General features: G+C 41.6%; 23 protein-coding genes and 1 tRNA gene. 8 read left to right on the plus strand and 16 right to left on the minus strand.

Going from position 1 to position 25,669, the window contains the following annotated elements; genetic code table 11:
* Window positions 1-31: 31 nt before the first annotated feature.
* The 6 genes from FCR06_RS00340 to FCR06_RS00365 form a co-directional block, all read right to left on the minus strand.
* Complete coding sequence (locus FCR06_RS00340; protein ID WP_138496883.1) at window positions 32-946, minus strand: sensor histidine kinase; 915 nt, start codon at window positions 944-946, stop codon at window positions 32-34.
* Between the two features lie 98 nt (window positions 947-1,044).
* On the minus strand, window positions 1,045-1,650 hold the full coding sequence (locus FCR06_RS00345; protein WP_138497155.1) for an L-threonylcarbamoyladenylate synthase: 606 nt from the start codon (window positions 1,648-1,650) through the stop codon (window positions 1,045-1,047).
* 195 nt (window positions 1,651-1,845) lie between these two features.
* Window positions 1,846-2,733 (minus strand): peptide chain release factor N(5)-glutamine methyltransferase, encoded by an 888-nt coding sequence (gene prmC / locus FCR06_RS00350; RefSeq protein ID WP_138496884.1) that lies wholly within the window; start codon window positions 2,731-2,733, stop codon window positions 1,846-1,848.
* A gap of 25 nt (window positions 2,734-2,758) precedes the next feature.
* Window positions 2,759-3,574, minus strand: coding sequence for a Tic22 family protein (locus FCR06_RS00355; RefSeq protein WP_189523280.1), 816 nt, complete (start codon window positions 3,572-3,574; stop codon window positions 2,759-2,761).
* 797 nt (window positions 3,575-4,371) lie between these two features.
* Window positions 4,372-4,445 (minus strand) — tRNA-Pro (locus FCR06_RS00360).
* 293 nt (window positions 4,446-4,738) lie between these two features.
* Window positions 4,739-5,290, minus strand: a complete 552-nt coding sequence (locus FCR06_RS00365) for a GNAT family N-acetyltransferase (protein WP_138496886.1) — start codon at window positions 5,288-5,290, stop codon at window positions 4,739-4,741.
* 502 nt (window positions 5,291-5,792) lie between these two features.
* Between FCR06_RS00365 and FCR06_RS00370 the strand changes: the two genes are divergently transcribed.
* Window positions 5,793-6,512 (plus strand): hypothetical protein, encoded by a 720-nt coding sequence (locus FCR06_RS00370; protein WP_138496887.1) that lies wholly within the window; start codon window positions 5,793-5,795, stop codon window positions 6,510-6,512.
* A 230-nt stretch (window positions 6,513-6,742) separates the two neighbouring features.
* Window positions 6,743-7,654 (plus strand): alpha/beta fold hydrolase, encoded by a 912-nt coding sequence (locus FCR06_RS00375; RefSeq protein ID WP_138496888.1) that lies wholly within the window; start codon window positions 6,743-6,745, stop codon window positions 7,652-7,654.
* A gap of 57 nt (window positions 7,655-7,711) precedes the next feature.
* Here the strand turns inward: FCR06_RS00375 and tsaD are convergent, their stop codons facing one another.
* Window positions 7,712-8,755, minus strand: a complete 1,044-nt coding sequence (gene tsaD / locus FCR06_RS00380) for a tRNA (adenosine(37)-N6)-threonylcarbamoyltransferase complex transferase subunit TsaD (protein ID WP_138496889.1) — start codon at window positions 8,753-8,755, stop codon at window positions 7,712-7,714.
* Window positions 8,756-8,914: 159 nt separating this feature from the next.
* Here tsaD and FCR06_RS00385 point away from each other — a divergent pair, with 159 nt between their 5' ends.
* From FCR06_RS00385 to FCR06_RS00395, 3 genes are all read left to right on the plus strand, one after another.
* Window positions 8,915-9,409 (plus strand): Photosystem I reaction center subunit III, encoded by a 495-nt coding sequence (locus FCR06_RS00385; protein WP_138496890.1) that lies wholly within the window; start codon window positions 8,915-8,917, stop codon window positions 9,407-9,409.
* A gap of 35 nt (window positions 9,410-9,444) precedes the next feature.
* Window positions 9,445-9,594 carry a photosystem I reaction center subunit IX gene (gene psaJ / locus FCR06_RS00390; RefSeq protein ID WP_138496891.1) on the plus strand — a complete coding sequence of 50 codons (150 nt, stop codon included), beginning with the start codon at window positions 9,445-9,447 and terminating at the stop codon, window positions 9,592-9,594.
* A gap of 260 nt (window positions 9,595-9,854) precedes the next feature.
* Window positions 9,855-10,376 (plus strand): photosystem I reaction center protein subunit XI, encoded by a 522-nt coding sequence (locus FCR06_RS00395; protein ID WP_138496892.1) that lies wholly within the window; start codon window positions 9,855-9,857, stop codon window positions 10,374-10,376.
* A gap of 313 nt (window positions 10,377-10,689) precedes the next feature.
* On the opposite strand, the gene gmk is transcribed toward FCR06_RS00395, so the two are convergent.
* Window positions 10,690-11,289 carry a guanylate kinase gene (gene gmk / locus FCR06_RS00400; protein ID WP_138496893.1) on the minus strand — a complete coding sequence of 200 codons (600 nt, stop codon included), beginning with the start codon at window positions 11,287-11,289 and terminating at the stop codon, window positions 10,690-10,692.
* 167 nt (window positions 11,290-11,456) lie between these two features.
* Window positions 11,457-11,723, minus strand: a complete 267-nt coding sequence (gene remA / locus FCR06_RS00405) for an extracellular matrix/biofilm regulator RemA (RefSeq protein ID WP_041233849.1) — start codon at window positions 11,721-11,723, stop codon at window positions 11,457-11,459.
* A gap of 250 nt (window positions 11,724-11,973) precedes the next feature.
* On the opposite strand from remA, the gene FCR06_RS00410 reads away from it, so the two are divergent.
* The gene (locus FCR06_RS00410; protein WP_138496894.1) at window positions 11,974-13,002 is read left to right on the plus strand and encodes a phosphotransferase enzyme family protein; all 1,029 of its coding nucleotides are present in this window, start codon (window positions 11,974-11,976) and stop codon (window positions 13,000-13,002) included.
* Window positions 13,003-13,086: 84 nt separating this feature from the next.
* On the opposite strand, the gene FCR06_RS00415 is transcribed toward FCR06_RS00410, so the two are convergent.
* The 4 genes from FCR06_RS00415 to hetZ form a co-directional block, all read right to left on the minus strand.
* Complete coding sequence (locus tag FCR06_RS00415; protein WP_138496895.1) at window positions 13,087-13,860, minus strand: NAD-dependent epimerase/dehydratase family protein; 774 nt, start codon at window positions 13,858-13,860, stop codon at window positions 13,087-13,089.
* Window positions 13,861-13,928: 68 nt separating this feature from the next.
* On the minus strand, window positions 13,929-16,244 hold the full coding sequence (locus tag FCR06_RS00420) for a DUF3488 and DUF4129 domain-containing transglutaminase family protein (RefSeq protein WP_223279995.1): 2,316 nt from the start codon (window positions 16,242-16,244) through the stop codon (window positions 13,929-13,931).
* 459 nt (window positions 16,245-16,703) lie between these two features.
* On the minus strand, window positions 16,704-17,684 hold the full coding sequence (locus FCR06_RS00425; protein ID WP_138496896.1) for a PatU: 981 nt from the start codon (window positions 17,682-17,684) through the stop codon (window positions 16,704-16,706).
* Entirely contained in the window at window positions 17,677-18,879 is a 1,203-nt protein-coding gene (gene hetZ, locus FCR06_RS00430) for a heterocyst differentiation protein HetZ (RefSeq protein ID WP_138496897.1), read from the minus strand. Before hetZ ends, FCR06_RS00425 begins: the two co-directional genes overlap by 8 nt.
* Window positions 18,880-19,084: 205 nt before the next feature.
* Between hetZ and FCR06_RS00435 the strand changes: the two genes are divergently transcribed.
* Entirely contained in the window at window positions 19,085-19,558 is a 474-nt protein-coding gene (locus FCR06_RS00435; RefSeq protein WP_138496898.1) for a hypothetical protein, read from the plus strand.
* A gap of 712 nt (window positions 19,559-20,270) precedes the next feature.
* Here the strand turns inward: FCR06_RS00435 and sds are convergent.
* Complete coding sequence (gene sds, locus FCR06_RS00440; RefSeq protein WP_138496899.1) at window positions 20,271-21,245, minus strand: solanesyl diphosphate synthase; 975 nt, start codon at window positions 21,243-21,245, stop codon at window positions 20,271-20,273.
* A 1,131-nt stretch (window positions 21,246-22,376) separates the two neighbouring features.
* On the opposite strand from sds, the gene FCR06_RS00445 reads away from it, so the two are divergent.
* Complete coding sequence (locus tag FCR06_RS00445) at window positions 22,377-22,574, plus strand: hypothetical protein (protein ID WP_138496900.1); 198 nt, start codon at window positions 22,377-22,379, stop codon at window positions 22,572-22,574.
* A gap of 76 nt (window positions 22,575-22,650) precedes the next feature.
* Here the strand turns inward: FCR06_RS00445 and murI are convergent, their stop codons facing one another.
* Both murI and FCR06_RS00455 read right to left on the minus strand, forming a co-directional pair.
* A complete protein-coding gene (murI, locus tag FCR06_RS00450; protein WP_138496901.1) occupies window positions 22,651-23,514 on the minus strand; it encodes a glutamate racemase in 864 nt (287 codons plus the stop codon).
* Between the two features lie 127 nt (window positions 23,515-23,641).
* Window positions 23,642-25,531 (minus strand): N-acetylmuramoyl-L-alanine amidase, encoded by a 1,890-nt coding sequence (locus tag FCR06_RS00455; RefSeq protein ID WP_138496902.1) that lies wholly within the window; start codon window positions 25,529-25,531, stop codon window positions 23,642-23,644.
* Window positions 25,532-25,669 lie beyond the last annotated feature (138 nt).

Below are 25,669 nucleotides of genomic sequence, written 5' to 3' on the forward strand. Positions count from 1 at the left end.
GGAATTCTCCCCCTGCTCCCTCACTCCCCACTTAACACTCAGCACTACTGAATAAGGGAATAGAAATTTGTAGTCTGCTTAATTGCTGAGGTGGTTCCTTGATAATTGGAGAAGGCAGGATTTCTAGTTTTCCTCCGAGAACTTGCACCAGAGTTTGATTGATTAATACCCTCATTCCTGGAGAAAGAGTAATGTTCTCTAAGTTAACTTGACTTGGTAACTCTTCAGATTTAATCGAGTCAATTGGCTCACTCCAGGGTATGGCATGGGTTGGTACATCCAGCCAAATATTAACAAAATTACTTGTAGAGACAGTGTTGCTAGAAATATAAATGCTACCTTCTTCCATCTGAGTAATCGCAGTGTCTATTAAACTGATTAATATTTGGCGCAGCCAAAGAGAATCTGCCAAAACATAAATTTMTGGGTCTGCGGGTAACAACTGCAAGGGAAAATTGCGATTTGCTGCCAGCATATAAGTTAAGTTATAAACCTCGTGCAAAATATCAGCTAAGGATCTGGGCTGAATATCTAGTTTATTTGTACCATGCTCAATTCTAGCAACGTTAAGAATTTCATCCATTAGCTTTAGCAATTTCAGCGTTCGCTCATGAGCTTGGACAAGAAATTCTCGCTCTTCAGCTGGATTTTCACACAGATCTGACAAAATTAACTGATGTAAGCCAATTAAACCATTGAGAGGCGATCGCAATTCATGGGTCGTCCGCGCTAAAAAACCAGCTTTAAACTGGCTCATTTCTTTTGCCATGAAATATGCCAGCTGCGTTTGCTGCATCTGTTGCGATGTTGATGACATCTGCTGTTGGTCTAATGATGCTGCTGGCGATAAGCTAGATGAAGTGTTTGGCAAACGCGCAAATAGTTGACGAAAACCCAGAGCTAGTGCGATTCCGGCTCCTAAATATATCCAGTTACTCCAATTCATATTTTGGCAATTATTAACTTGTTAATTGACCACAACAGCACAAATTCAACTTCCGGATTTCTCAATTGTTGAAACCAGGGAAACAACATTATAGCTATCTATATCTGGTTATCAGATAAATCTAACTTGATTGCACCTTGCCGCAAAATCTGCCAATTCATCTGAGTCCATTTGGCAACAGTGGAAGGAATACCCAATCCTGACATTTCATCCTGGGATTCTGTCATTGCCAGAGTCAGAACGTTAGGAAACTGAGCCGTAATTTCAGTCATTTTTTGCAAAGGCGGCTGACCAGAGAAATTAGCGCTAGTAGTGGCAAGAGGGCCTGTTTGCGTCAAAATAGTTTGAGCGATCACACTGTTTGGTACTCGAATACCAATTGTAGTTGGATCAGTAGGATTCATGATTTTTGGCAAGCGCTGACTTGCTGGTAAAACTAATGTCATAGCTCCTGGCCAATATTGATCCGTTATTTTTTGCCAAATTTTATACTCATTCTCACTACCTTGGACATAAGGCCACAAATCCTCAGCACTAGCACCCATGAGAATTAAAGGTTTGTCCTGACTGCGTTGCTTAGCTATAAAAATTAATCCGGCTTTTTCTGGTATCGTCGCCAGTGCGGGAACCGTATCTGTGGGAAAGCTCACCAAAAAGCCACTGCGTGCGCCGACTATTAGATTTTCTAGAGAAACTTGGGTCATGTTTACTGACAATATTCGTCCACAACTTTTACTATTGTTGCGGACGAAGCGCCAGAAAACAGCAAACGCACTAACGAGCGCCACTTGCTTAGCGTAGCGTCTGCTAGAGTAACCAGAAATTACGAATTCCGAATTAGTAATTATTCGGTCATCATAAATAACATTAGTCTTGAGCAATGCTAAACTTAGTAATTCCTAACTTTTATAAGCTATGGCAAAGCGTTCAATTCCTGCTAAATCAGTGTGAATTTGGATTTTACAATAGTCACCTTGATTTTCTAAAAGTTCTCGCACTGTATCTGCCTGTCCTGCCATCATCTCAATCAGCCACAATCCACCAGGTTGCAAATAACTTGGGGAGATTTCAATCAAATGGCGAATGCAATCTAAGCCATCAACGCCACCATCTAAAGCTAGATGTGGTTCGTGGTTAACTACTTCTGGTTGCAAACTAGGTAAGGTACTGGTGGGTATGTAAGGGGGGTTCGACACCATACCACTGAACTGACCTTTGAGGAATGCCAGTGGCTCCCACCAGGAACCTTGATAAAATCGAATGCGGTCAGCAAAACCCAAATTTTGGGCGTTGGCTTGGGCGATGGCCAAAGCCTCCAGACTGTAATCAACAGCATGAATTATTGCTTTTGGCAAAACATTTGCTAGTCCGATGGTGATCGCTCCACTACCAGTACCCAAATCCGCCCAGTGTCCTGAATTATTGCTAGCAGCTGCTAGAGCTAAATCAATTAAGCACTCTGTTTCTGGTCGGGGAATCAAAACCGCATTCGATACGGCGATTTTAAACTGACGCCAAGGTGTAGCTTTGGCAATGTACTGCACTGGTAGGCGTTCGTTTAATCGCCTCTGCCACAGCTGGTCTAACTCTACTAGAGGCAATTGCATCTGAATTTGCGGCCAATTTTTAAAAGACTCCAAACGCAGTGCCAAACGGTCTAACCCAGCAACTTCTTGGAGTAGCCAATCTACCTCTGTTGGTGAAACATCAGTGGCGATCGCTGCTTGAGTTGCTGCATTCCGCCACTGCCAAAGTTGTAGACCAGATATCAGATGTTTCTCCCCCATGCCTCAACCTTGGAGTGCGTAACCGTTATTTTTTTGGAGCTGGCGCAGGCGAAGCCTTACCAGCTGATTGATTCGCCGCTAGGGAGCGAATAAAATTGATCGACTCTCGCGATGGATACAAAACAATTTTATTGATACTTGGATCGTTGCTACTATTGAGAGCCTCCATAACACCTAACAAATCCACTACCTGAATTTCAGTGTTGTCTGCTTCCTTTGGTACGGCTTTTTTAAATTCGTCTAACAGAGCTACTGCTTGCTCTTTCTCAAAAAAGAAAGGAATGTAGCGCTCGTTGCCTTTTGCTAGGGGAATGGTCAGATAGCTATTATCTTTTTTAAATTTAGGCACAAACAAGGGAATACCGTTGAATTGCTGCACTTTTTGACCATTCTGATTCAGCATACTTGTTGCTGACGCTACCTGTTGTTGTGTCGGCACTAAAGTATAAATTACTGAATCTGACTTCTTTTTGCTTTCTAGGACTATCTTATAGTAGTCTGCCAAAGACAAAGGTCTTACCTGTAGCGTGCTTGCCAGTTGAGGATTTTCTTTTTTCAGCCGACTATCAAGAAATTTTTGAGCATCTTGCTTGCTAATAAAAAATCCTACTTGAGAGATGGTTTTAGATTGGTTGTTTCTCGAAAGAACCACAAATTCACCTTTAGGATTTGTGAGAGTGAATACGGGTACTTCCTGTAGCTTTTTCACTACCTGATCTTGTGGTAAAGCTACCGCCTCTAAATTGCCTAGCCCTGGTAAATTGCCTATTCCTGAAAGCCCTACTAAAAAGACACTCCCAGCTATACCTAATGTTGCACTCCAACGAACGAATGATTTCATAACTGCTCCTCGCATCAACAATACAATTCAATTAAAGAAATGGTTGGGTTTGCACAGCACCAACTAGCTTCAGTTATATAGCAATCTATTTTAGTTGTGAAAATTTATTTGTAAACAAGTCGTATGTCAGTTGAGTGTTAATAGTCAACAGTCAAAGTGAAATAATTCTACCTATTTAGCGTTGATATAGTATCGCCTTTACAAATTGACTGTACTAATGTTGTGTTTTTATCGATTTGGTGAGGCTATTCACTGCCAAATCTTGTAGATGCCTATTTTATGGCTTGTTAAACAGTGAAATTTTATTTGATCTGAAAGCTAATAAATGCCATCTTATTGACTTTCTCTGATAATGGGTGACGCTATGACTTTATCAATCGTTCCATTTGGGATTAATTAAATATTTTCTTTAATTTATACAATGAATAGTATCAGGAGTATCTGATTTTTAAAAGAGGAAACTTAGTTACTATGTCTCAAAAGTTAACCCAAGAGCAAAACAAGAAAATTGATTTTATGCGTAAAAATATACAACTTAATTGCACACCTTAGCAACAAAACTCTAATTTATTCTCTTTAGATGGCAGAAATTTTTCAGAGATTTTGTAGATTTAGTTGATTGCTCAGATACCAAAACCTCAAGAAAATAATTGATTCTACATACTCATACATAGAGATTTGCTAACAATCTCCGTAGCTGAGCGCAATTTAATATACTTAATTTTTCTAATTTTACATTTAATTAAACCCAAATTCATTAATAAGTCTGGGTTTGATTAATCAAATTATTAACTAAATCGGGATGACAGGATTTGAACCTGCGGCATCCTGCTCCCAAAGCAGGCGCGCTACCAAGCTGCGCTACATCCCGGCAATATTTATCTACTTTTTGCGGTTCGGTTTTAACTTCCCACTAAAGCGATCGCGCTTTTGCATAAGCATTAAAATCATAGTATCACATAATTAGGACTCATTCATAATTTTCTTTACTGTCTTTATAGACAACATAAATACATCTTTACATAGAATAAAGGTTTTTCTGCCAACTTCTTTTTAGAAAACATAAAATTGCTTGGCGGCTGAACTTGCCAAACTAGATCAAAATAATAGACTTCACTACTGTACCTGATTTATTGTGCAAATCGGGTTTTATTGAATTGGGTGCTAGTGAGGATACCAGAACATGCCTTTTATACCTTCTGGATCTGGCATAAATCCCATAGTTCGGTAGAAGTCCACAACGTGAGGATCGGCGAACAGAGTCACATTACTAATCTCTTCACTGCGAAGTTTTTTGAGAACGTATTTCATTAGTGCCTTGCCCAGTCCTTGATTTTGGAAATCTGGGTGAACTACCACATCCCAAATAGTGGCATTAAAAGCGTGATCTGAGGTAGCGCGGGCAAAACCAATGAGCCGTTTTTGGTTTCCTCTGACTTGCCACATTGAGGCGACAAGAAAACTATGCTCAATGGCTTTTTTGACTTTTCTTAGAGGACGACGCGACCAACCAACTGCATCACAGAGTTCTTCTAGTTCATACAGATCGATATCTCGCTCTGTACTGAAGACGATACGAGCCTCTTTTGAAGAAGCTTCGCTAACACTACTAAGGCTGGAGTTGCCCGCAGTTTGCGCTGTATGTTCTTCAAAAGAGTTTGTCCTAGTTGTCGCTACAGACTCAGGAGTACTAAACCAAGTTTTCCAAAAACCCATGCCAACGTGGTTCGGGTAATATAACTGAATTGGTTTACACTCTCTTTGAGTGTTGATTCATGCTTAACATAGCTAGCTTTATTTACTACACTTGGCAATCAAAATTTTTGGCTTGTTTGCCAGATTCGTAATGGTAACAGCCAGTTAGGGCATGTTTCACACCAATCATTTTCAACTTTAGCATTTTGTTGTAAAGCCTAGTAAAAATTCAGCAAAAGGGAAGAATATAAGTAATTCATAAATTATGCCCTGTTGTGATTCCTCTGTCTGACTCTGTAGGAAACGACCCAAGCCGCCGCTGTGACTTTTCTGCAAATAAAACAGAAAAACCCAATTATGGCAAAGATCCTGTGAATTTTTGGTATGCAGCTGAAATGCACGTTAGTTTAAGAGTGAATACTATCTCAGAGATTTAAATATCTGGGAAAATTCCCACTCTCCAGTTCCCAACACCTACTTCTTAGTCCCCAGGTGACCAAAGCAAGCGAGTCTACCCTTAACAATGGCTTCTGGTTTAAAATCTTCGACACTCGAACTCCTAAAGCGCTTTAACCGAGCGTTTCCCCAGTTTTATGAGCAATTTGTCAGTAGTGAGATTCAACTGCAAAATTTACGCCTGGCTTACCGTCTGTATAAAACTAGACGCGCTGTGATTGAACTCAAACCGGAAGGTRGCAAAAGTGCCTTGCATTTTGCGTACCGCAACCAATCTTTTCTTCTCAGCGATATTTTTGGTGTATTAGCAGCTTATGGATTAACAATCCACGGTTTGAGTCTATACGGTCAGATCCGTCCGCCGATGCTAGTTTTCATTAAACTGTTGGTATCTCGTGGTAGTAAAGCCTTGACCGATAAAACCGCAGAAAACGTCTGTCGCGCCATTCGTGAGGCTTTAGGAGGTCGGTTTGAGGTAGAAGAAATGCTGGCAGTAGAATTCAATCTCGACACTGGCTTAGAGCAGGTACAAACTGAGTTCTATGTCGATCCGGTTTTTCATCTACCTGCGTTAGTAATTGAAGCTGATAATCAACCAGGCTTATTTTACAAAGTGATGTACGCCATTTGGCAAGAAGATCTGTTGGTAGTCAATGCCAATTTACTCGTATGGCGCGGACGTACACGACTAATTCTTTACTTGTTGGGGCCCAATGAAAGCCTGATTCCTGAATATCTGGGTCACAAAATTGCTGAAGGGGTGCGACACAGGTTGTTAGGGAAATGAAAACACTCTTGGTTCCTCGCTAAATTTTAGATTTAGGGAACTCCTAAAAATAAATAGAATAGGTTCTCTACCTAGCTAGCAGACCTAGATGGTGTACTTCAGACTTGTTGAAATCTGCTGGATTTATTTCCCTACCCTTCAATCAGGTGGGGTTTATCTAAAATCCAAAATCGTTTGACTCTTGACACTTCGTATTTAGTCGCACCCACCCTTAGGGGTACGATATAAGTATGGCAACTATTGAAATCTTAGGCGTTCCACACGCATACGAGCTAACGGCTCCTACTTCCTGCCCCGATGCTTTAGTATTTATCCACGGTTGGCTCAATAGCCGTGGATATTGGCAACCTGTKATTTCCCGCCTATCAGATGATTTGCAGTGCCTGTCCTATGATTTGCGAGGTTTTGGTGAATCCCAGTCTCAGGTAAAAAGCGATTTTAGTCGGGCACAAACGTCTGTGAGTCTGACGCCGCTCTCCAGTAGTGGGGTTGGCTCACCTTTCGATTCTCTTTATACTCCTGCTGGCTATGCTCAGGATTTAGCAATTCTTCTCAAACAGCTAAATATTACTAGTGCTTGGCTAATTGGTCACTCTTTAGGAGGTACGATCGCTCTATGGGGAGCAGATCGAATACCTGAGTGTGTTAAGGGAGTTATCTGTATTAATGCTGGTGGTGGTATTTACCTTAAAGAAGCTTTTGAACAGTTTCGCTCAGCAGGTCAGAAATTTTTACAAATCCGTCCGCGCTGGCTCTCCCAAGTGCCTTTGATTGATTTGCTGTTTACCAGAGCCAGTGTGGCACGTCCTTTAGAGCGCTACTGGGCGCGTCAGCGGGTGATTGATTTTGTTGTGGCTGACCCAGAAGCGGCGCTAGGAACTCTGTTAGACTCAACAACTGAAGAAGAAATCAACCGTTTACCCGAGCTGGTATCCCAACTCAAGCAGCCAGTTTATTTTTTGGCTGGTGCTGAAGACAAAGTTATGGAACCCAAGTATGTCCGCCATTTAGCTAGCTTTCACAGATTGTTTCAATACTGTGGTGACAATGTTTTAGAAATTCCTAATTGCGGACACTTGGCTATGTTAGAGCAGCCGGATGCAGTAGCTGATTACATCAGGTCAGTAGTTAAGAGTCAATAGGGCATTGGGGACTGGGTATTAGGAAGAAATTTTCTTTAGTCCCTAGTCCCCAGTCCTTCAGTATTGATACAACTTCATCACCTGACTCAGGGCTAATCTGGATTCAACGCCTAATGTCAGGGGAGATGTATGACCAGACGATAGATGGTCAACGGCGGCACAGCCAATCATGGCGGCATTGTCAGTACAGAATTTCAAAGGAGGAAATAGGACGCGTAGGTTATGTTTAATAGCGGCAGCTTGGAGATTTTTTCTCAGACCACTATTGGCAGCTACACCGCCTCCAACAGCAATTGTGTCTAAACCATAGTCTAAGGCACAGGCGATCGCTCTTTTGGTTAGCGATCGCGCTACAGTATCTTGAAAGCTAGCTGCTACATCTGCTACAGGCATTTGTGTAGTATCTTTCTCTAGTTGCTGTACTAAACGCAATACAGCCGTTTTTAACCCACTAAAACTTGCATCATAACGATGAAACCCGCCACCAGGTAAAGAGACTTTTCCTTCTGGTAAAACAAAGGCTTGGGGATTCCCCTGTTGCGCCAGGTTGTCAATCACTGGACCACCCGGATAACCGAGCTTTAACAATCGCGCTACTTTATCAAAAGCTTCACCAGCAGCATCATCACGAGTTTGTCCTAGCGTTTCGTAGACACCACAATCTTTAACATAAATCAAACTTGTATGTCCGCCTGAAACCAGTAAGCTAAGGAAAGGGGGATTTAAACTTGGCTCGCTCAAGTAAGTTGCGTAAATGTGGCCTTCGAGATGGTGAACTCCCAAAAAAGGTTTGTTATGTACCATTGCCAGGGTTTTGGCAGCAGTTAATCCTACTAACAGCGCTCCTACGAGTCCAGGGGCACAAGTGGCAGCAATTCCATCAATTTCCTCCCAGTCTAGTTTGGCTTGTTGTAGAGCTTGAGCGATCGCTTGATTGATCGTTTCCAAGTGCTGGCGGGACGCCACTTCTGGTACTACCCCACCATATTGCTGATGGACTGGAATTTGCGAAGCGATGATGCTGCTGCAAACTTGACGATTGTTCACAATTGCGACGGCAGTTTCATCACAGCTGGTTTCTATTGCTAAAACGGTTGCCATTGAGAGTTCTGATTGAGAAGCTTTAACTTTTATTTACTTAAACTTTACTCGGTTCCCACCCAAGAGTATGATGACTTCCTAGTTATGCAAATAAAGACTGTACAAGCCGCTTCGTTTTGTACAAAGAACTTTTTGTTTTGTAATAAAAGGAAACACTCTATGCGACGATTGTTTGCTTTGATTTTAGCGATTTGTCTTTGGTGCAATTTTGCCTCCCCAGCAAAAGCTTTAGGGGCTAACTTGACACCGTGTAAAGACACTCCCGCTTTTCAAGAGCTAGCAGCTAATGCCCGTAATACTACTAGTGACCCACAATCAGGACAAAAGCGGTTTGAGCGTTATTCTCAAGCGCTGTGCGGCCCTGAGGGTTACCCCCACTTGATTGTTGATGGCCGTTTAGATCGTGCTGGTGATTTTTTGATCCCTAGCATTCTATTTCTATATATTACTGGTTGGATTGGCTGGGTAGGTCGTACCTATCTGATAGCGATTAAAAAGGAATCTGACCCCGAACAAAAAGAAATCCAAATCGACCTAGCTTTGGCACTACCCATAATGGCCTCAGGCTTTACTTGGCCACTAGCAGCAGTCCAAGAATTACTCTCTAATAAATTAGCAGCCAAAGATTCAGAAATTCCCGTTTCCCCACGCTAAATCGATTTCACTAATTAATTTTGGAGACTAAATTCATGGCAGACAAAGGCGACCAATCATCCTATTTGGTTAAATTTATTTCCACAGCGCCAGTGGCAGCTACTATCTGGTTGACAATCACAGCAGGTATTGTGATTGAATTCAACCGCTTTTTCCCAGATTTACTTTTCCACCCACTACCATAAGTGGAAAATGAGATTTAGGATAATTCTCTAAAATTGTTTAGTTAGTATGTTTAAACTAACTAAGCAAAATTATCGCCCAAATAGACAGCAAAAAGAGTTTTTTGAAACTCGCGATCTAATTTATATATCGCGAGTTTCACAGTTTTTAAATAAGCTAAATTAATTTTTCTAAACTTGCTAAGTAAAAGACATCTTTAGCTACAATTATTATTAATATAAAAATGCCACCATTTATTTTAATTGAGAGGCGAACATAAAATATGGCGCAAGCAGTAAATGCATCCAAAGACCTTCCTAGCGATCCGAGAAATCAGGAAGTTGTTTTTCCAGCATTCCGCAATCCACAGTTAGGTAACCTAGAAACCCCGATTAATTCTTCTCCCTTGATCAAGTGGTTCATTAATAACTTACCTGCCTATCGTCCAGGTCTGAGTCCTGGTAGACGTGCGCTAGAAGTGGGAGCAGCTCATGGCTACTGGCTGTTCGGTCCTTTTGCCAAATTGGGTCCACTGCGGGATACAGCTGATGCGAATTTAGCTGGCTTATTAGGAGCGATCGGTTTAGTTGTTGTTTTAACCGGTGCTTTATCTTTATATGCCAATAGTAATCCTCCGAAAGCACTTGCTAGTGTTACTGTACCCAATCCTCCGACAGATGCTTTTAACTCCAATGAAAGCTGGAATAACTTTGCCAGTTCTTTCTTAATTGGTGGTATTGGTGGTGCAGTAGTTGCTTACTTTTTGATTGGGAATTTGGAACTAATTCGAGGTTTATTTGGTTAATTTAATCATTAGTTATTAGTCATTGGTCACTTGTGCTGAGCGTACCCCTGCGGGCAACAAGCTAGCAAGAGCGTCTTCGTTATCAGAAGCCGTTGGCGCAGCCTCTCGTAGAGAAGCATTAATCATTGGTTAGTAATTACAAACAGAAAATGATAAAGAACAAAGGGCAAATGACACATAACAAATGACAAAGTACAAAGTTATGAGCAAAGGAAACCTTCGCTGAGAGCTTTGTAAAAGAGGACACAAAGCTTTTTCTTTGTGTCCTTTGTTTATTAATGCTAAAGGTGGGTATGTTGTTAAAAATACTGTGTTATTTAAACAAAGCCGCTTCGATGTCATTTAAAGCAGTTTGAAAATCGTCATTAACGATTTGAAGGTCAAATTCATTTGCGGCTTTAATTTCTTCGTGGGCACGGTGCAGACGACGAGCGATCGCATCTTCAGAGTCTTGACCGCGAAGGCGTATCCGTTTCTCCAATTCCTCAAAACAAGGCGGTAAAATAAAAATGCTGAAGGCACTGGGGAAGGAAGCACGAATTTGTCTTGCTCCTTCTAACTCAATTTCTAACAATACCAATTTGCCAGAATTAATTTGCTTAAGTACAGCTTCTCGGGGAGTGCCGTAATAGTTGCCTGTAAATTCTGCCCACTCTAATAATTCACTTTCAGCAATTAATTGTTCAAACTGACTGTGATTAATAAAGTAATAATTTATGCCATCAATTTCCCCAGGACGGGGAGAACGAGTTGTCACTGATACGGAATAATACAGTTGGGGATGACGGTGTAAGAGCGATCGCATTAAAGTGCCTTTACCGACCCCACTGGGGCCAGTTAAGACAATTAACCTGCCTGGATTAGGAGATTCTTTGGTAGTAGCGCTACTCTGGATGGGTAAAACTCGGATCATCCGTTTAACCTGTGAATTAATCAATAGATATTATTTATTAGTCTTGTAATTGTGGCCAAGCCCACCATTAACTACAGAATTTGTAGTATTGGTGACAAAAAATTCGTCTAATTCACATGGTAATGCCGATATGCTGCAAATATAGTGGGATTTTAACCCACTGCTAGTCAATTATCTACAGTTTGATGCTCGCGGGAAATCACAAAGCGATTCGCTACCGTTTCCGGCTGAATTGCTGAGAGAATTACGTGGCTGGAATCAGTGATAATTACAGCTCTAGTCCGGCGACCGTAAGTTGCATCAATCAGTTGACCTCTGTCCCGTGCATCGGTAATAATCCGCTTAATTGGGGCAGACTCTGGACTGACAATGGCAACTACTCGGTTGGCAGACACGATGTTACCAAAGCCGATGTTGATTAATTGAATGTCCATAAAAAACTAACTACAAACGTAGTTTGAGAAGCTTGTAATAAACTTATTTACATGTTATCGCCAATAAACAGGAGTTACAACGCTTAAATAGACGCCAGCCTTCGCTTTTAAATTAATGTCTGCTTTTTTTAGCCATTTATTAGCTAATTTTCCTAAAAATATACCCAAAGATATAGTGAAAATAGTACTGGTATAAGGTATCCAAATGACATACATTTATATTGTTTGAAATAAGTATCTGGCTCGGAAATTGACACCAAGCAAAATCGATTGGAAGCGTTTGGCTTTAACTGCGCTGGCTGACTACAATATCAGTGCAAGTCAATTGGTATTTTTGGGTCATAGCGAAAATGTGACGTTTCGTGTTGACACTTTCAGTAGTGAAAATTCTGCTACATCCAAAGAGTTTGACGGTCAAAGATTATTTCTTCTACGTATCCATTATCCAATTACTCGGTGCTGCGATCGCATTTGGCAACAACAGGCTGTTATTGAATCGGAACTAATGTGGCTTACCGCGTTGCATGAAGATACCGATTTAGTCGTGCCATACCCGGTGCAAAACCAGAGTGGCACTTTCGTTACCTCTGTTGCAATCGCTCAAACCAGCGAAACGCTAAACTGTACACTACTAAATTGGGTCGATGGTTCTCCCCTCGACAGCCAACCCACACTGACACAGGCTTGGCGAGTTGGCGAACTTATGGCTAGGTTGCACCAGCATACTAGCTTTTGGAAATTACCTTTAGACTTCACACGACCAAAATATGACTGGGAGCAATTATACGCCTCACTGATAGAGCTGCGATCGCTAGTAGATGTTGGTACAATCTCTGTTGCTGATTTCACTGTGCTTGAGACTGTGGTGCAGCGAATTGGTGATGTGATGACGGCACTAGAAAAAACACGCTCTAATTGGGGCTTAATTCATGCAGATCTGAATGAAAATAATTACATTTTTCATGTATGTGAAGCGCGAGCAATCGATTTTTCCCGGTGTGGCTTTGGTTACTATCTTTATGACATTGCTTCTACACTTAAACATCTATTCCCCGAAAATCGGAAATCGTTTCTTAGTGGCTATCACAACGTGCGCCAACTGTCTGATGACTATCAAAATTTTTTAGAGACATTATTTATTGCAGCAACAATAGATAATTTTGCGTTTCTCGCATCACAGCCGAATGAACATGATTGCTTGTCACAAGATATACCCTATGTTACCGAAAAGCTTTGTAGTAAATATCTAAAAGGCGAGACATTTTTATTCGAGTCTTAGATTTGGAACAGCTTGTTGTTGTGAGAGAATACTTTACATTCGCCATTTATAACGCGGAACCCAACCAAGAATATCTTTTGCAAGTTAATTATTAATCAGAGCTTTATAAGGTTGATGTTCATACTCACAACCACCGCGCCAATCGACTTCAGGAAGTAGCGATTGAGCCATTTCTTGACTAGTTCGATGGGCTGAAGAAATATCATCCGCACATAGTAACAACGTTACGTGACCAGGATTTGGGCAGTGTAAGGCGCAGCGTGCAGCCTCAGCTGCGTCTCTCACATCAAGAAAAGCGCCGTATTCCCAAAATGGATCCCATTCAAAATCGGGATTGGCTCGCCGATTAGAAATAATAAAATCATAAGTCTCTTTATTAAATACACCAGGTGGTCGCAAACAAATAGTTGAGATACCTGTACTATCAGTAAAATATCGGCACATTTCTTCACCAAGCCGCTTGGAAACAGCGTAAGGAGTGGCTGGATAACAAGGATGATTCTCGTCCAAGGGAAGATAATCCGGTTTTCTCTCACCTTTGAAGATTCCCAATGCATCAACGCTGCTAAAGAAAACGATACGTTTCACTTTTGCCTCTGCTGCCGCACTTAGAATATACCAAGTGCCAAGAAGATTGACTGCCATTATTTCATCTGGTGAATCTTCTGGGCTTCCAAGCAGTGCCGCTAGATGAATAATCGCATCGCAACCTTGAATAGCAGAACGGATTTGCTTTGGATTTAAAATATTATCACTACTTACAATATCAAAGCCAATCACTTCACATCCGTCAGCACGCAAAACTTTTTCAACAACCGAACCAATCATTCCTTGGTTGCCAGTAACTAATATTTTCATAAGTAATTTCAGTTTTATTAGTACTTAAAGTTTAGAACTGGGGCGCTCACAGCTTAGTTAAGTTACTATTACCTCAAGTCAGTCTTTTTCAAACCTTGCCAGCTTTCTCGCAATCGTATCAAGTTAGGTGTATGACCACCATAACGCCAGCTAACATAGGCTTGACAAATTTCATCTATTACCTCAGCAGTTGTTGGTGCATGATGTTGGTATGAAACTCTGGCATACTCTAACGGTGTTTGTGCAGGATGTTTACCTAAACCTTTTTGCGCTGTCCATTGCAGCATTTGTTGATAAAGGCTTTCCATCGCTGGTAATTTCTTTAACCATCGACGATTACGCCACTCTCGCCACTGTCCCCAACCCAGCCAACCAAAGAAAGCTATGGTAGTACTCAAGATTAAGCCAGTCAAAACACCGAACCAACCTTGAGAGAATAAAGCTAAAAACCAAGCGATCGCTCTACCAATCCAGTTAAATATTGTCCCAAATACATTATTCAATAAACCTGTTACTGGAGAAGGTAACCATCCAGCAACCCACTGCCAAAATTGCCGCAACACGCTAAAAGTCTCAGTATCTTCAATTGAGGGGGGTATTAAGGGATGATTGGGAATTGGATCGAAGGCAAACCAGCCGTATTTAGGGAAATACACTTCTGTCATCACGTAAGCGTCTGTATTACGGACAACATACATCCCGGTGAATGGATTAAACTCTCCCGGACTAAACCCCGCCACTAACCGCGCTGGGATACCAATGGAACGCAGCATCACCGTGAGAACTGTAGAAAAATGGTCTGGATAGCCTCCTTTGTACTTGAATAAAAAAGCTTCTACCAAGTCTTGTTTTTCATCTAAATAAGGTAGTTCTAAGGGATTTTGTGGAACAGAGTAGTATTGCTTCAGGTATTGAGCTAAGTAAAGAGCCTTTTCATAAGCTGAATCCAGACTTTTAGACGACTTTCCTACCTGGTGTTGATTGTAATTGGCGAGGATTTCTTCGGTGCGTTGCCTGACTTTTTGGGCAATTTCGGGCGGGATTTGGAGATAATGGTTTTTAATATCTGGTGGATATTTAGTAGAAGTTTGACCTAACAAAGTCCGATCGCGGTATGGTACTTCGGAAAGTACTGTATAAGTTACGCCTTCTGATAATTCCACAGGCGATCGCAAGCCGTTTTCTTGATCAACTGCAATCATTGGTGTAGGAAAATAAAGCTCTTTGGGATTAGCCATTGCTGGAATTAGATTCGGCAAATCCGACACCACTGTATAAGTTTGTACGACTTCTTGAGTTTTACCAGTAATTAAAGGTGGGGGAATAAAAATTTGGTAAGACCAAGGCGATCGTCTGATGGTGGTAACATCTTCATTACGAGAAACTTCCCATCCTTTACCTGTATAACGGTCAAATGCCAACACTCGCCAAAAACCCTCAGCTTGCGATCGCACTCGCATCACAACCTTGGGTTTCATCTCGCCCCGCAGGTTTTGGTTGATTTGGCTATTAAAACCGTAGTAAAAATTATTATCTACTTTTCCTGGTTGACCAGTTTGGTTTTGTCCTGTACCATTACGTTGATTATTACTATTACCTTGACGGACATAACCGGGATTAATAATAGTACGTCCTGTAAAACTGCCTTTAATATCTATTGGAGAACTTACAGGAAAACTTCGTAATTGATAACCAGGTAACCTTGGTAAAACAGCAAAAATTGCCAGTCCGAGACCAACAATTATAAAAAAATTAATAATTAAAAATTTAAAATTTAAACTTGAGAATTTCCCTTTAGGTATTTTTTGTGTTTGCGTTTTTAATGACTGCAAACCCAAACGCGAACGGTAATCTAACACTAAAGTTGGCAGAGCGATCGCTAAAAATAACAGCAACACGGGTGCAAATGCTAAAGTTTGACTTAGTGTTGCCGCCACACCTAATAAAATCAATCCGATGACAATCGAATAACCCAAATTTTTGCGGCGGGGTGTATCAAAGCTGTGCAATACCTGTAGTTGAATCAATAACTCTGCTAAACCTAAGCGTGTATCATTCAACTCTGTCACTAACCGCCCAAAGAAAGCACCCAGTGCTATTAACATGCCGATGGCGATGCAGAACTTTATTGCAACATTGCGATCGCGGCGACGATAGTAACTCCAAATCGCACCTACTATACTCAAGGGTAACGCCCAAAGACTGAATGAAGTCTCAGCAGCGATATCCGTTGCCACAATTCCCAAAATAACTAACGCTAGCACCAGCACCCGTAAGGAAATTGAATCTTCCACTTCTGTCAAAGGCGAACCCTGTGTATTTTGCTGCCTGAAATTATCTGTAGGGAGACGCCAAAACCGATTCATCCTAGATAAGTTAAACATTTCGAGTCTAAGGTGTAGATCCCACGGAAACAATGCTAAAGACGGAACTGACCGCCTACTTTTAAGTATTCCCGTTGAGCGAAGTTTTCTTATCCTGTTTGTTAAGCGTCTATAAGTGAAAAATTGATGGCTTGGTAAAATAGAGGCGTGGCGAAATCAGCACAACACACCCAATCAACTCTTTCCCCAGGCTTTGCGACTACTTAAATTTCTCTAGTCCGTGCAGGCAAAGGAGAATTTGTATCGCCGCGAATTCTATTTGCCAGAGTTTTTTTATCCAAAATTGGTGTTATGGGGTAAGTCTACATATGCCAAAAATATGGCAACCTACATTAAGTAAGCACCCTGTTGCTAGCAGTACTCGAAAGAGAAACAAAGCCCCAAAGCAACAGCTAGGGGAAAAGTCATCTTAATATATCGGCGTTGAGTGATGTAGTGTGCTAGCGGTAGCAATTTAGACTACATAGTGGGGCTAATCACAAACAACAAAGGTTGTTCGTCTATTTCTGGAAACTCAACTTCTAGGGTATAAATTGAGTTAAGTTGCTCGCAGCCTAACTCTACACTTAAATATCCGGAACTCGAAGATGTTGTCATTGCTATGGTGCCACTTCCCCGCAATGTCAAAGTTCCTTTAACAGGTAAATCAGCTCGAACAAGTAACTTCGTAAGTTTACCTAGAGATTGGTACTCTATTTTAATGTTTAAAGTACCAACACTGGTCAGCCATTGTCTTTCTACCACTGGACTAGTTGCTGAAAGTGGTAGAGTCAGATTTTCCAGCAATTGTTTTGCTGCCAGCAATGACAAAGCCATCTGTTGACGGGGTTGTAAATCTGAGTAATCACTCTGAATTTCAGGCATCTTATCCAGAGTATTCACTGAACGATAGGTGCTTCTCAGCACTAACCCCGCTATATCATTGAGTGCCTGAGACTCATTTGGAAAAAAGTTCTCCACCACTTGAACTAATTTTGCTCCCAGCGGTACTGAAGATGTAACCAACGCCTGACACTGTTCTAGCAGTTGCCGAAAAACTCTTTCTGGCAGGGGAATCGGCAAATTCAACTTCGACTGTTGTGCCATCCATCCCCAGGTAGGAACGAGCGTCATTGACGGCTCATCAACAAAATCGGGATAGTCAGTTAATTGTGTTTCCCAAGGAAACAACGGTGGGTGGTCTTGGATTTGGATTTGTAACCGACGCTTAAGGACGGCTTGGAAACGATCTTGCACAGTAGGAATTTCTCCCAGTTGAAAGGCCTGGGGCTTTCCTCTCAATTTTAGCTCACTGTTTTTTGAAGCAGTGGCTTCGTTGTAGAGGTTTTTTACCCCGTCATTTTCCTTACATTCTAACGAGGGATACTCCCCGTTTTTGACATTATCTGTCAATAACCAATAGAGACACTCGTGTTGTAAGGATTCTGAGTCACTATTCATGAGTAGATGCACTTGATCCGGACACTAATGAGTTACGAATTTCCCAAGCTTGTTCAAGAATCTTAAACCATCGTTTTTGCAGTTGTGCCATTGACAGCCCTAAAGTTTTAGCTATTTTCTCATCGCTTTGTCCTTGTTGCTTCAACTCTAGTAAAGACCGATGTTTGTTATCCAACTGTGCTGTGTATACTTGCCATTGCTGAGGAGTTAAGCCTAAGTTGGTATGCAATGAAGCTTCTAGCCACTCGTGAACTAATTCCCAACGATGCAACAAAGCAAATCGAATTAAATGATACTTGAAGCGTTGCTGTAAGTAATCTCTCTGACGAGGGGTTAAACTCAAAACCGACTCAATTTCCTGTGCTGATAGATCTTGGAGACGAAGCGAAAAGTAATCAGCACAGTCAGATTGTTGCCGTTGTTCGAGATAATTCATTAATTCAGTAATCACAACGGAGCGCAATGTGTCTTCTTCGGGTTCGGATTCTGTTTGGCTTGCCATTGTGGAGCGCAATTGCTGGATGGCTGGTTCTTCCCAACCGTCAGCTTCACTATTGCTACCTTCTGCGGCTTGTTCTATATCTACGCTGGTTTCAGGGGGTTGCTGTTGGGAGAAAGTTTGCGCTCGCAGGATAATTAGCTGCTGCTGACGGCCTGGTAAGGGAATTCGTCGTTTACCATAGCGTTCGGTAAATGCCATGTACTCAGACAATTCCAGAAGCGTTTGTGGACGATAAGTAGCACCGAGTTGATTTTCTCGCCGAAAAGCGTTTAATGCTTCTAGATAAAAACTTTGTAGAAAATCTTCAATTATAGTCAGCCGTCCTTGATAGCTTAATTGCTTCTGAGGAGGATTAATGTAACGATAAATAATAGCGCTCAAAGTACTGTGTAATTCTACCCTGCCCCGATTTGAACCCAACTGATAGTACCTGAGACACTGTTGCAGCCGATGTCTAGCGAGGGTGAGTGCCGAGCTTTCTACAGTCCCAGAAGCTTGGATACGTTTGCTTTCACTGCAAATCCGGTAGACTTCGGTGGTAATTCGTCTTGCTATATCGTGGCAATTTTGTTTTGAAGCTTTAGTTGACTGCTGAAACTCCCTGGACAGGAGTTGAAAGATCGCCTCCACACCAATAGAATTTTCTCCCAGAATAGTTGCAGATGGAATAGTTGCGGTTGCGGCTGAATTCATAGTCTCGGTTTTCAAAAGACCCTAACGTATTTAAATACAACCTGTACGACCGTGGGTGTTGGCTTTTTGAGTTTTGCGTATAAGCTAAACGCAGACCAATCCTACGTTGAAGATGTGTCTGATTTTATTATTCCCAAGTTTTATGGGATTGTTCACATTTTGATAGATGTTATTGCCATTACCCAGGAGCCGTATACAAGTCATTATGGATTTACAAACACAAATTCAATTGCTGATTGACAATGCACCCCGCGATGGTATAACACCAAATCTGATTACAGCAATTGCTCCTGCCCTGAGAGCGATCGCTCAAAAATTACGTTACTCCCAGTACTATATTCTCCAAAGTTCGGAGGGCAACTGGGTTTTAACTACGTTGAGCAATCGTACTAATCCAGAATTGGAAAAGCAGGTGATTTACGCTTTTCCTACCATACAGGATGTCTCCCTAATTTCCACTGCTGGGCTTGACCCTCAAATGCTAACTAAAATTGTTCCGGTTACCCATATTTTGTTTCAATTGCTGGCATTAGAACCCGTAGATAGTATCGTTTTTTTGGAAACGCCGGGTCAGACCACTCATACCTTTCAAGTTCAGCGAACTGACCTAGAAAAACTCATGCAACAACAGCTACGACAGATGCGATCGCCTAAACACATACCCCCTGATATTGCATAGAATAGTTTTGGGTGTGAGATTTTTTCGATACAACCCAATCTCTATTTTGAAAGTTTATGAGCACCGATTTCTGGTGCTCATAAATTTTGGAAAAATTTTCAATTTTTAATCTGCCTGAAAAAATTTGCTGAATCAAGAAACCATTTTTTTCCCTATCGCTTTGTAATACCTAAAATTAATTAAAAAATAGTTAGCAGTGAACAATTCTCATTTTTTTATTTACTATTCGTAGATTAGATTAAGCAACGAAACTCAACATTTGTGGATTTGTTGGCTTCTCTTACAGTAAACTCAACCTACAGTTAGTATTTTCAAGTCTTTGCTATATCTAAAATTGATAAAAAAATAGTTAGCAGCGAACAATTCTCAATTTTTTCTTTAGTTCTGCTAAGTACAACCCACCATAAAAAGAGTATGAAAATCTTAACTGTAGGTTGGGTTGAACGCAACCAAACCCAATATTTGGGTCTCTGTTGGGTTTTGTTCCTCAACTCAACCTACAAAAAATAAAATTCGGAACGCTACACGAAGGCGTAGCGTCTTGTAGATAAGACTGCGACTCCCTCACCCCAAAGCGTCTACGGAGGAAACCTCCGCTCAACGCCAGTTGCTTTAAGTTGGGAAACAAAGATTCCGATCCAAGGCGCTGAGGAAGTACTGGCTCTACTTTTCGCAAAACTCAAAATCTAAAATTCCGTGATTGACAAGTAATTTAATAGAGCCGACTCAATGCATAGTCAGCTATGTTAATCAATGCCTGCTTGGACTCTGACGGTGGCAGAACTGCAATATGTTCAATTGCCAATTTAGTCTGATCGGCAGCTAATTCTTGGGCTTGCTGTATACCTTGACTATCTTGAATCAGTGCTAATGCTTGCTCTAAATCCCCTTCTTGAGCAAATTGTCTTTTAATCAGGACTTCTAAGTATGGTTTTTCTACTAAAGCAAATAAGACAGGCGCAGTCAGATGACCACTTTTGAGATCCGACCCCACTGGTTTACCCAAGGTATCTGCTGTACTGGTGAAATCCAAAATGTCATCGACAATTTGAAATGCTATACCAAGATGACGGCCATAGCTATACAAATGCTCAACAGTTTCTCTAGAGACTTCGCTCAGTAAGCCAGCTGCTTTAGAACTGTTAGCGATTAAGGAAGCTGTTTTGTAATAACTCTTCTGAAGGTAAGTCTCAATAGACAGACTAGCATGAAAACGTTTCAATCCTTGTTGAATCTCCCCAGTAGCCAGATCCATAATGACTTCTGAAAGCAGCTTTACCACTTCCAAATTGTCTAAGTTTGCTAAATACCAAGAAGATTGGGCAAAAAGAAAGTCTCCTGCTAGTATGGCAATACGGTTACTGTTAAAGAAACTATGAACCGTGGGAACGCCTCGCCGCATATCTGATTCATCTACCACATCGTCATGTACTAAGCTTGCTGTGTGAATCATTTCAGTAATTTCAGCTAAGCGGCGATGACGTGGTGTAATTTCTCGATCTAACATTGTTGCCCGCGATATTAACAAGACAATTGCTGGCCTGATACGCTTTCCCCCAGCTCCGAATAAATATTCGGCTGCTGCAAACAGAATGGGGTGGCGATTTCCAACTAGCTGTTTGAGGTTATCTGCTAGTTGTCGCAGGTCTGCTTCCACAGGGGTAAACAGGGAGGTGGCTGGGGTCATGGATGGGCGGACTCTGACTTAGGTTACGAAAGTTTACATATCCTTTACTCATTTTAAGATAACCCAGTGCCAGCGCAAAGTTTTCATCAGCTAATCCCATACTTATAAGTCTATTGGTGAAAATATAGCTAATACTGGTTTTGTAAATAAGCAATTATGCTTAAAATGAATATGACTTCTAGAAAATATGAGAAGAGTGTTAGTCGAAGCTCGTGTAACTCAGATTTTGTAAGATTTTGTAATAGTTTGTGTACAAAATAAAATCAGGGTTTAGCAGTGCCCATTCTACAAAAATTGGAATCAAACAACTGGTACAAGATATCAGGGTATTTACCTGTCGCATTTTTACATTGTCATTTACAAAGACAACGAAATCAAATTAAGTAATATTGATTATTGACAAAATTGACAAAATGTGGATTGTTTCACTAGTCTCAGACTAAATTTTTTTCTAATTGAAGTCTAACCATTGAAAAAATTTGAAATTYACCAGACGAGTAGGCTTAAAATTCAGGGCTATTGTGTTACGCTAAAATATAGGAATTTTAAATTTTTAAAATACTCACACAGCAAAAGTAAAGTTACTTAATAAGTAATTTTACTGAGTAAGAAGTTGTGTGTATAAAATAACTATTCGTTGGTAAAATTCAGGGGATAGCTCCTTTAATTTTTCTAACGATATGCAAAACTCCTAGTAGGGAGCTATGCGATATCCCTATGGGAAGCCTTTCGGGTGACGCTCCTTCTCTGCGAGACGCTAAATAAACGTCGCTAACGGTAGGCTAACGTCAAGTAGGTATTAAAGGTCTCCTTTATGCCCTTGTTGGCTCAAAGCTACATGCCTTTAGCGCGCTTTGGGCGCAAGGGTTAATCCTTTGACAGTAGTGTGAGCAAAAATAAGGCAGATCCAGTAGACCGCTGAGAATTGCAGTATTAGGTTGTCTCTAGGCAACTTAACTGCTGTGGAATGTATGGTCTGCAAAAAGTTGCATAATAAATTATTTGTCCGTAGAGAATCCAATCTCTCTAGGTAGATTTACCATAGCAAACTACAGACACCAAGAATGTACTTAGTTGGCTGAAGTTCTACTAATTTAATGAAATTTTGTTGTTAAGGGTGCTGGTAGAACAATGATTTACGGAAGTGTACCTATGATGATTTTTATTTTAGCGTCTGGATATTTGTTCACAGTCTACCTGTTATTAGCATTAGCAAAGCGGACGGGTGCAAAGACTGTTGCTAAAAATTTTGCTTCATCTGTTGAAGTAAAGCATGAGCAGGAGATATCAGTAAGGACGAAAGTGACTCAAGCGGTTAATAGTCAATAGGCCATAGTCATTTGTCCTTTGTTGTTTGTTGTTTGCAAATGACTAATGACCAATGACTATGGACGAATAAATTTTATTAAAGTTGAGAAATAGCAATATCAGTAAAGCAAACCTCTTCAACCAGAGGAGTATAGCCTAACCACTGGACTGCGGACTGGGAAAACTGTTGTGGAGAACCACTGACGGCAAAGCGAGTTGGTAGTGGTAGGTAGGTATTTCTTAAACTTAGTAAGTCTAGTTCTTGGGCACAAGCTGCGACAACATGGACAGCTGGGTCTACTAACTGGACTTGGGAGGGGAGGAGCGATTGCAGCACTGGTGTCAGGTGAGGATAATGGGTACAGCCGTGGACTAAAGTGTCAATTTCCTGTTCTAATAAAGGCTCCAAGTAGCCTCTTGCTACTTGGGCAGTATAAGGGTCATGAATGCGGTTTTGCTCAATCAGTGGCACAAATTCCGGACATCCAACTTGCCAAACTTGGACATTAGGATTAATTTCGAGTATAGCGTGCTTATAAGCATTACTCTTAGCCGTTGCGGGAGTGGCAATTACACCGATGCGCTTTCCTTGCTGTACTGCTGCTCTTGCCCCTGGTAGGATCACTCCTAGTATAGGTATGCTAAATTCTTGACGCACAATTTCTAATGCTAGCGCAGAACTGGTGTTACAAGCCATAATCACCATTTTTACCCGCTGCTGTTGTAGCCAGGTGAGGATTTCACGCGTAAATTGTAAAATTTCTGCTTGTGAGCGAATTCCGTAAGGAAGCCTAGCTGTGTCCCCAAAGTAGACAACTGATTCATTAGGAAGTTGACGATATAGTTCCCGTAGTACCGTCAGTCCTCCCACACCACTATCAAAGATACCAATTGGGGCACGTTGGGGTTCTCGCTCGGCAAAATAGTCAAGATTTTCTTCAAAGATGGAAGATGAATACACAGGCAGATATTGATTTAGGTTTTTGGATATAAGATACAGAATTTAGCAGAGAATTTACAAATTTACCACTAAATTCTGTACGCAAAAAATCTAAATACAAACTCTGGAATAAGTAATTTGTACTATACTACCTCTGCCGTAAGTATTTGAGGATGCCACTAGCGATCGCTTGTGCCATCCGATTTTGATACTCTGGTGTTGCTAATCTAGGATTATCTTCTCGACCAGTCATATAACCTGTTTCCACTAAAATCGAGGGCATGGAGCTTTTCCGGAGAACGTAGAATCTAGCTTTGCGGGTTCCCCGATCTTTCAAAGTACCAATGTTATTGAGGATGGTATTGCGAACTACTTCAGCCAGAGCATAACCGCTGTCGTAATAATAGACTTCTAAGCCATTGACATCAGGGCGATTATCAACCGAATTAGCGTGAATGCTAACAAACAAAGTTGCGTTGACTCGCTCAGCAATATCTACCCGTCCCTGAAGTTCTACGAAAAAGTCAGCGTCCCGTGTTAGCACAGCTTGTACGCCATTTTGCTCTAAAATTGCTGCTACTTTTCTACCAATAGGCAAGACTACATCCTTTTCTAGGAGTCCTCCCAAACCAGGGGCGCCTGAGTCTTTTCCACCATGTCCTGGGTCAAGCACTACAAGCAATTTTCCTCTAGGAACCGAGGGGCGTGGCTGTGGCTGAGATATAGGACGAGGATTATCTGTGGGGCTGGGAAGTTGACCTTGGTTTAGTGATGGTAGAGGAGGTAAAACAATGGGCGGTGTAATGCTAGTAGAGCGTCGTAATTCTAGAGCCAAAAGCTGGTCGCCGACTTGGTTGAGTTCGCCAATTTGCACTCCGGCTGCTGGTTGCACCAAGACTGTAACAATGTTGGCTGCTTGTGGTTGCAGGCGAACACGAAGGATAGGGCTATTATTATTAAAACTAGGGCCTTTAACTTTGGGAGCTAATCGAGCATTGTTGATAGTGATGCGGAATAGCCCAGAGCTTCTGTCCCAGCCGGCTGTAGCAGATAAATTTTGATCGGCTCTAATTAACAGTTGTGTGCCATTACCAGTTAGTTCCACAGACTCAATAGTGGCAGGTGAATTGTTCGCAAGTGGGACGGGGCGTGGAGTATTATTGCTTGGTAACTGGGCAATACCACGACTGGGCAGAACTATGAAACCACCAGCACTACTGGTAGTTGCTCGCCAGTCAGAACCATTTTTGTCCACCTGTAAGGTCATGCGAACAACAGACGGGCTACTTTCTGGTTGGGAAAATCGGATGCGGCTGACCCCGTAGCGATTAATCGGCAAATCTCGCTGCTCTAAATTTGGTGATAGAGTTGCACCAGCGATGTCGATGTTAATTTCCTGGCGATCGCTGCTACGATTTACTTTAATCTGAGGATTACCGCCACTGGTGGCGATAAAAAAGCCATCGCCTGTGATTCGTAAGTTGTCAATTTGAGTAACTCTGGCGACTACTGTTCCGTTGTTAGGTGGATTAGAGCCTGTGGTCACCACATTATAAATATTTCTCGGAGAGAGGGCTGGTGTAGATGTTCTCGGTGAAGTTTCTGTATCTACTTGTTGCTCTTGAGTATTTGTATAAGATATATTTTCCGCTTCTGGCGTCGGTAATTGCACTATCCAGCGAGTGCCAGTTGTACCCACAAATTGCACTCGCTTAGGATCTAAAGTATAACCAGAGGTCAATTCGACGACTATGCGCGTTGTTTGTTCGTCAAATTGCCCGATGCGGATAGCGCGAATTGCACCACCAACTTGTTGGGTTAGCTCGGGACGCCCGAATGTCGTTCCTGGCAAATCAATTACCAAGCGAGTCGGATTAAAAATTAGTTGTGCTTGGGGTTGAACATCCCCCAAAGTATTAATTTCCAGTTTGTTTTGATTGACATCAAAACGCCAAGATTCTAGTCTCGCAGCCATTGCTGGCGACGACAGCATGAAGATACTTCCAATAGTACTGGGTAGTAACCAGTGTAATTTCACAGTCCTTTCTCCTGATTCACGTTCATGGGAGCCGTCAAGATCTCAACATATTGGCAAATCCTCACACCGTCACCGCGCACACTTGAGTTTTGCGCTGCGATCTAGACACAGCTAATGGCGTAAAATATAGCACGCTCC

Origin of the sequence: Nostoc sp. PA-18-2419, from assembly GCF_005869855.1 — a bacterium.
In the GTDB taxonomy this organism is placed as follows: Bacteria; Cyanobacteriota; Cyanobacteriia; order Cyanobacteriales; family Nostocaceae; genus Nostoc.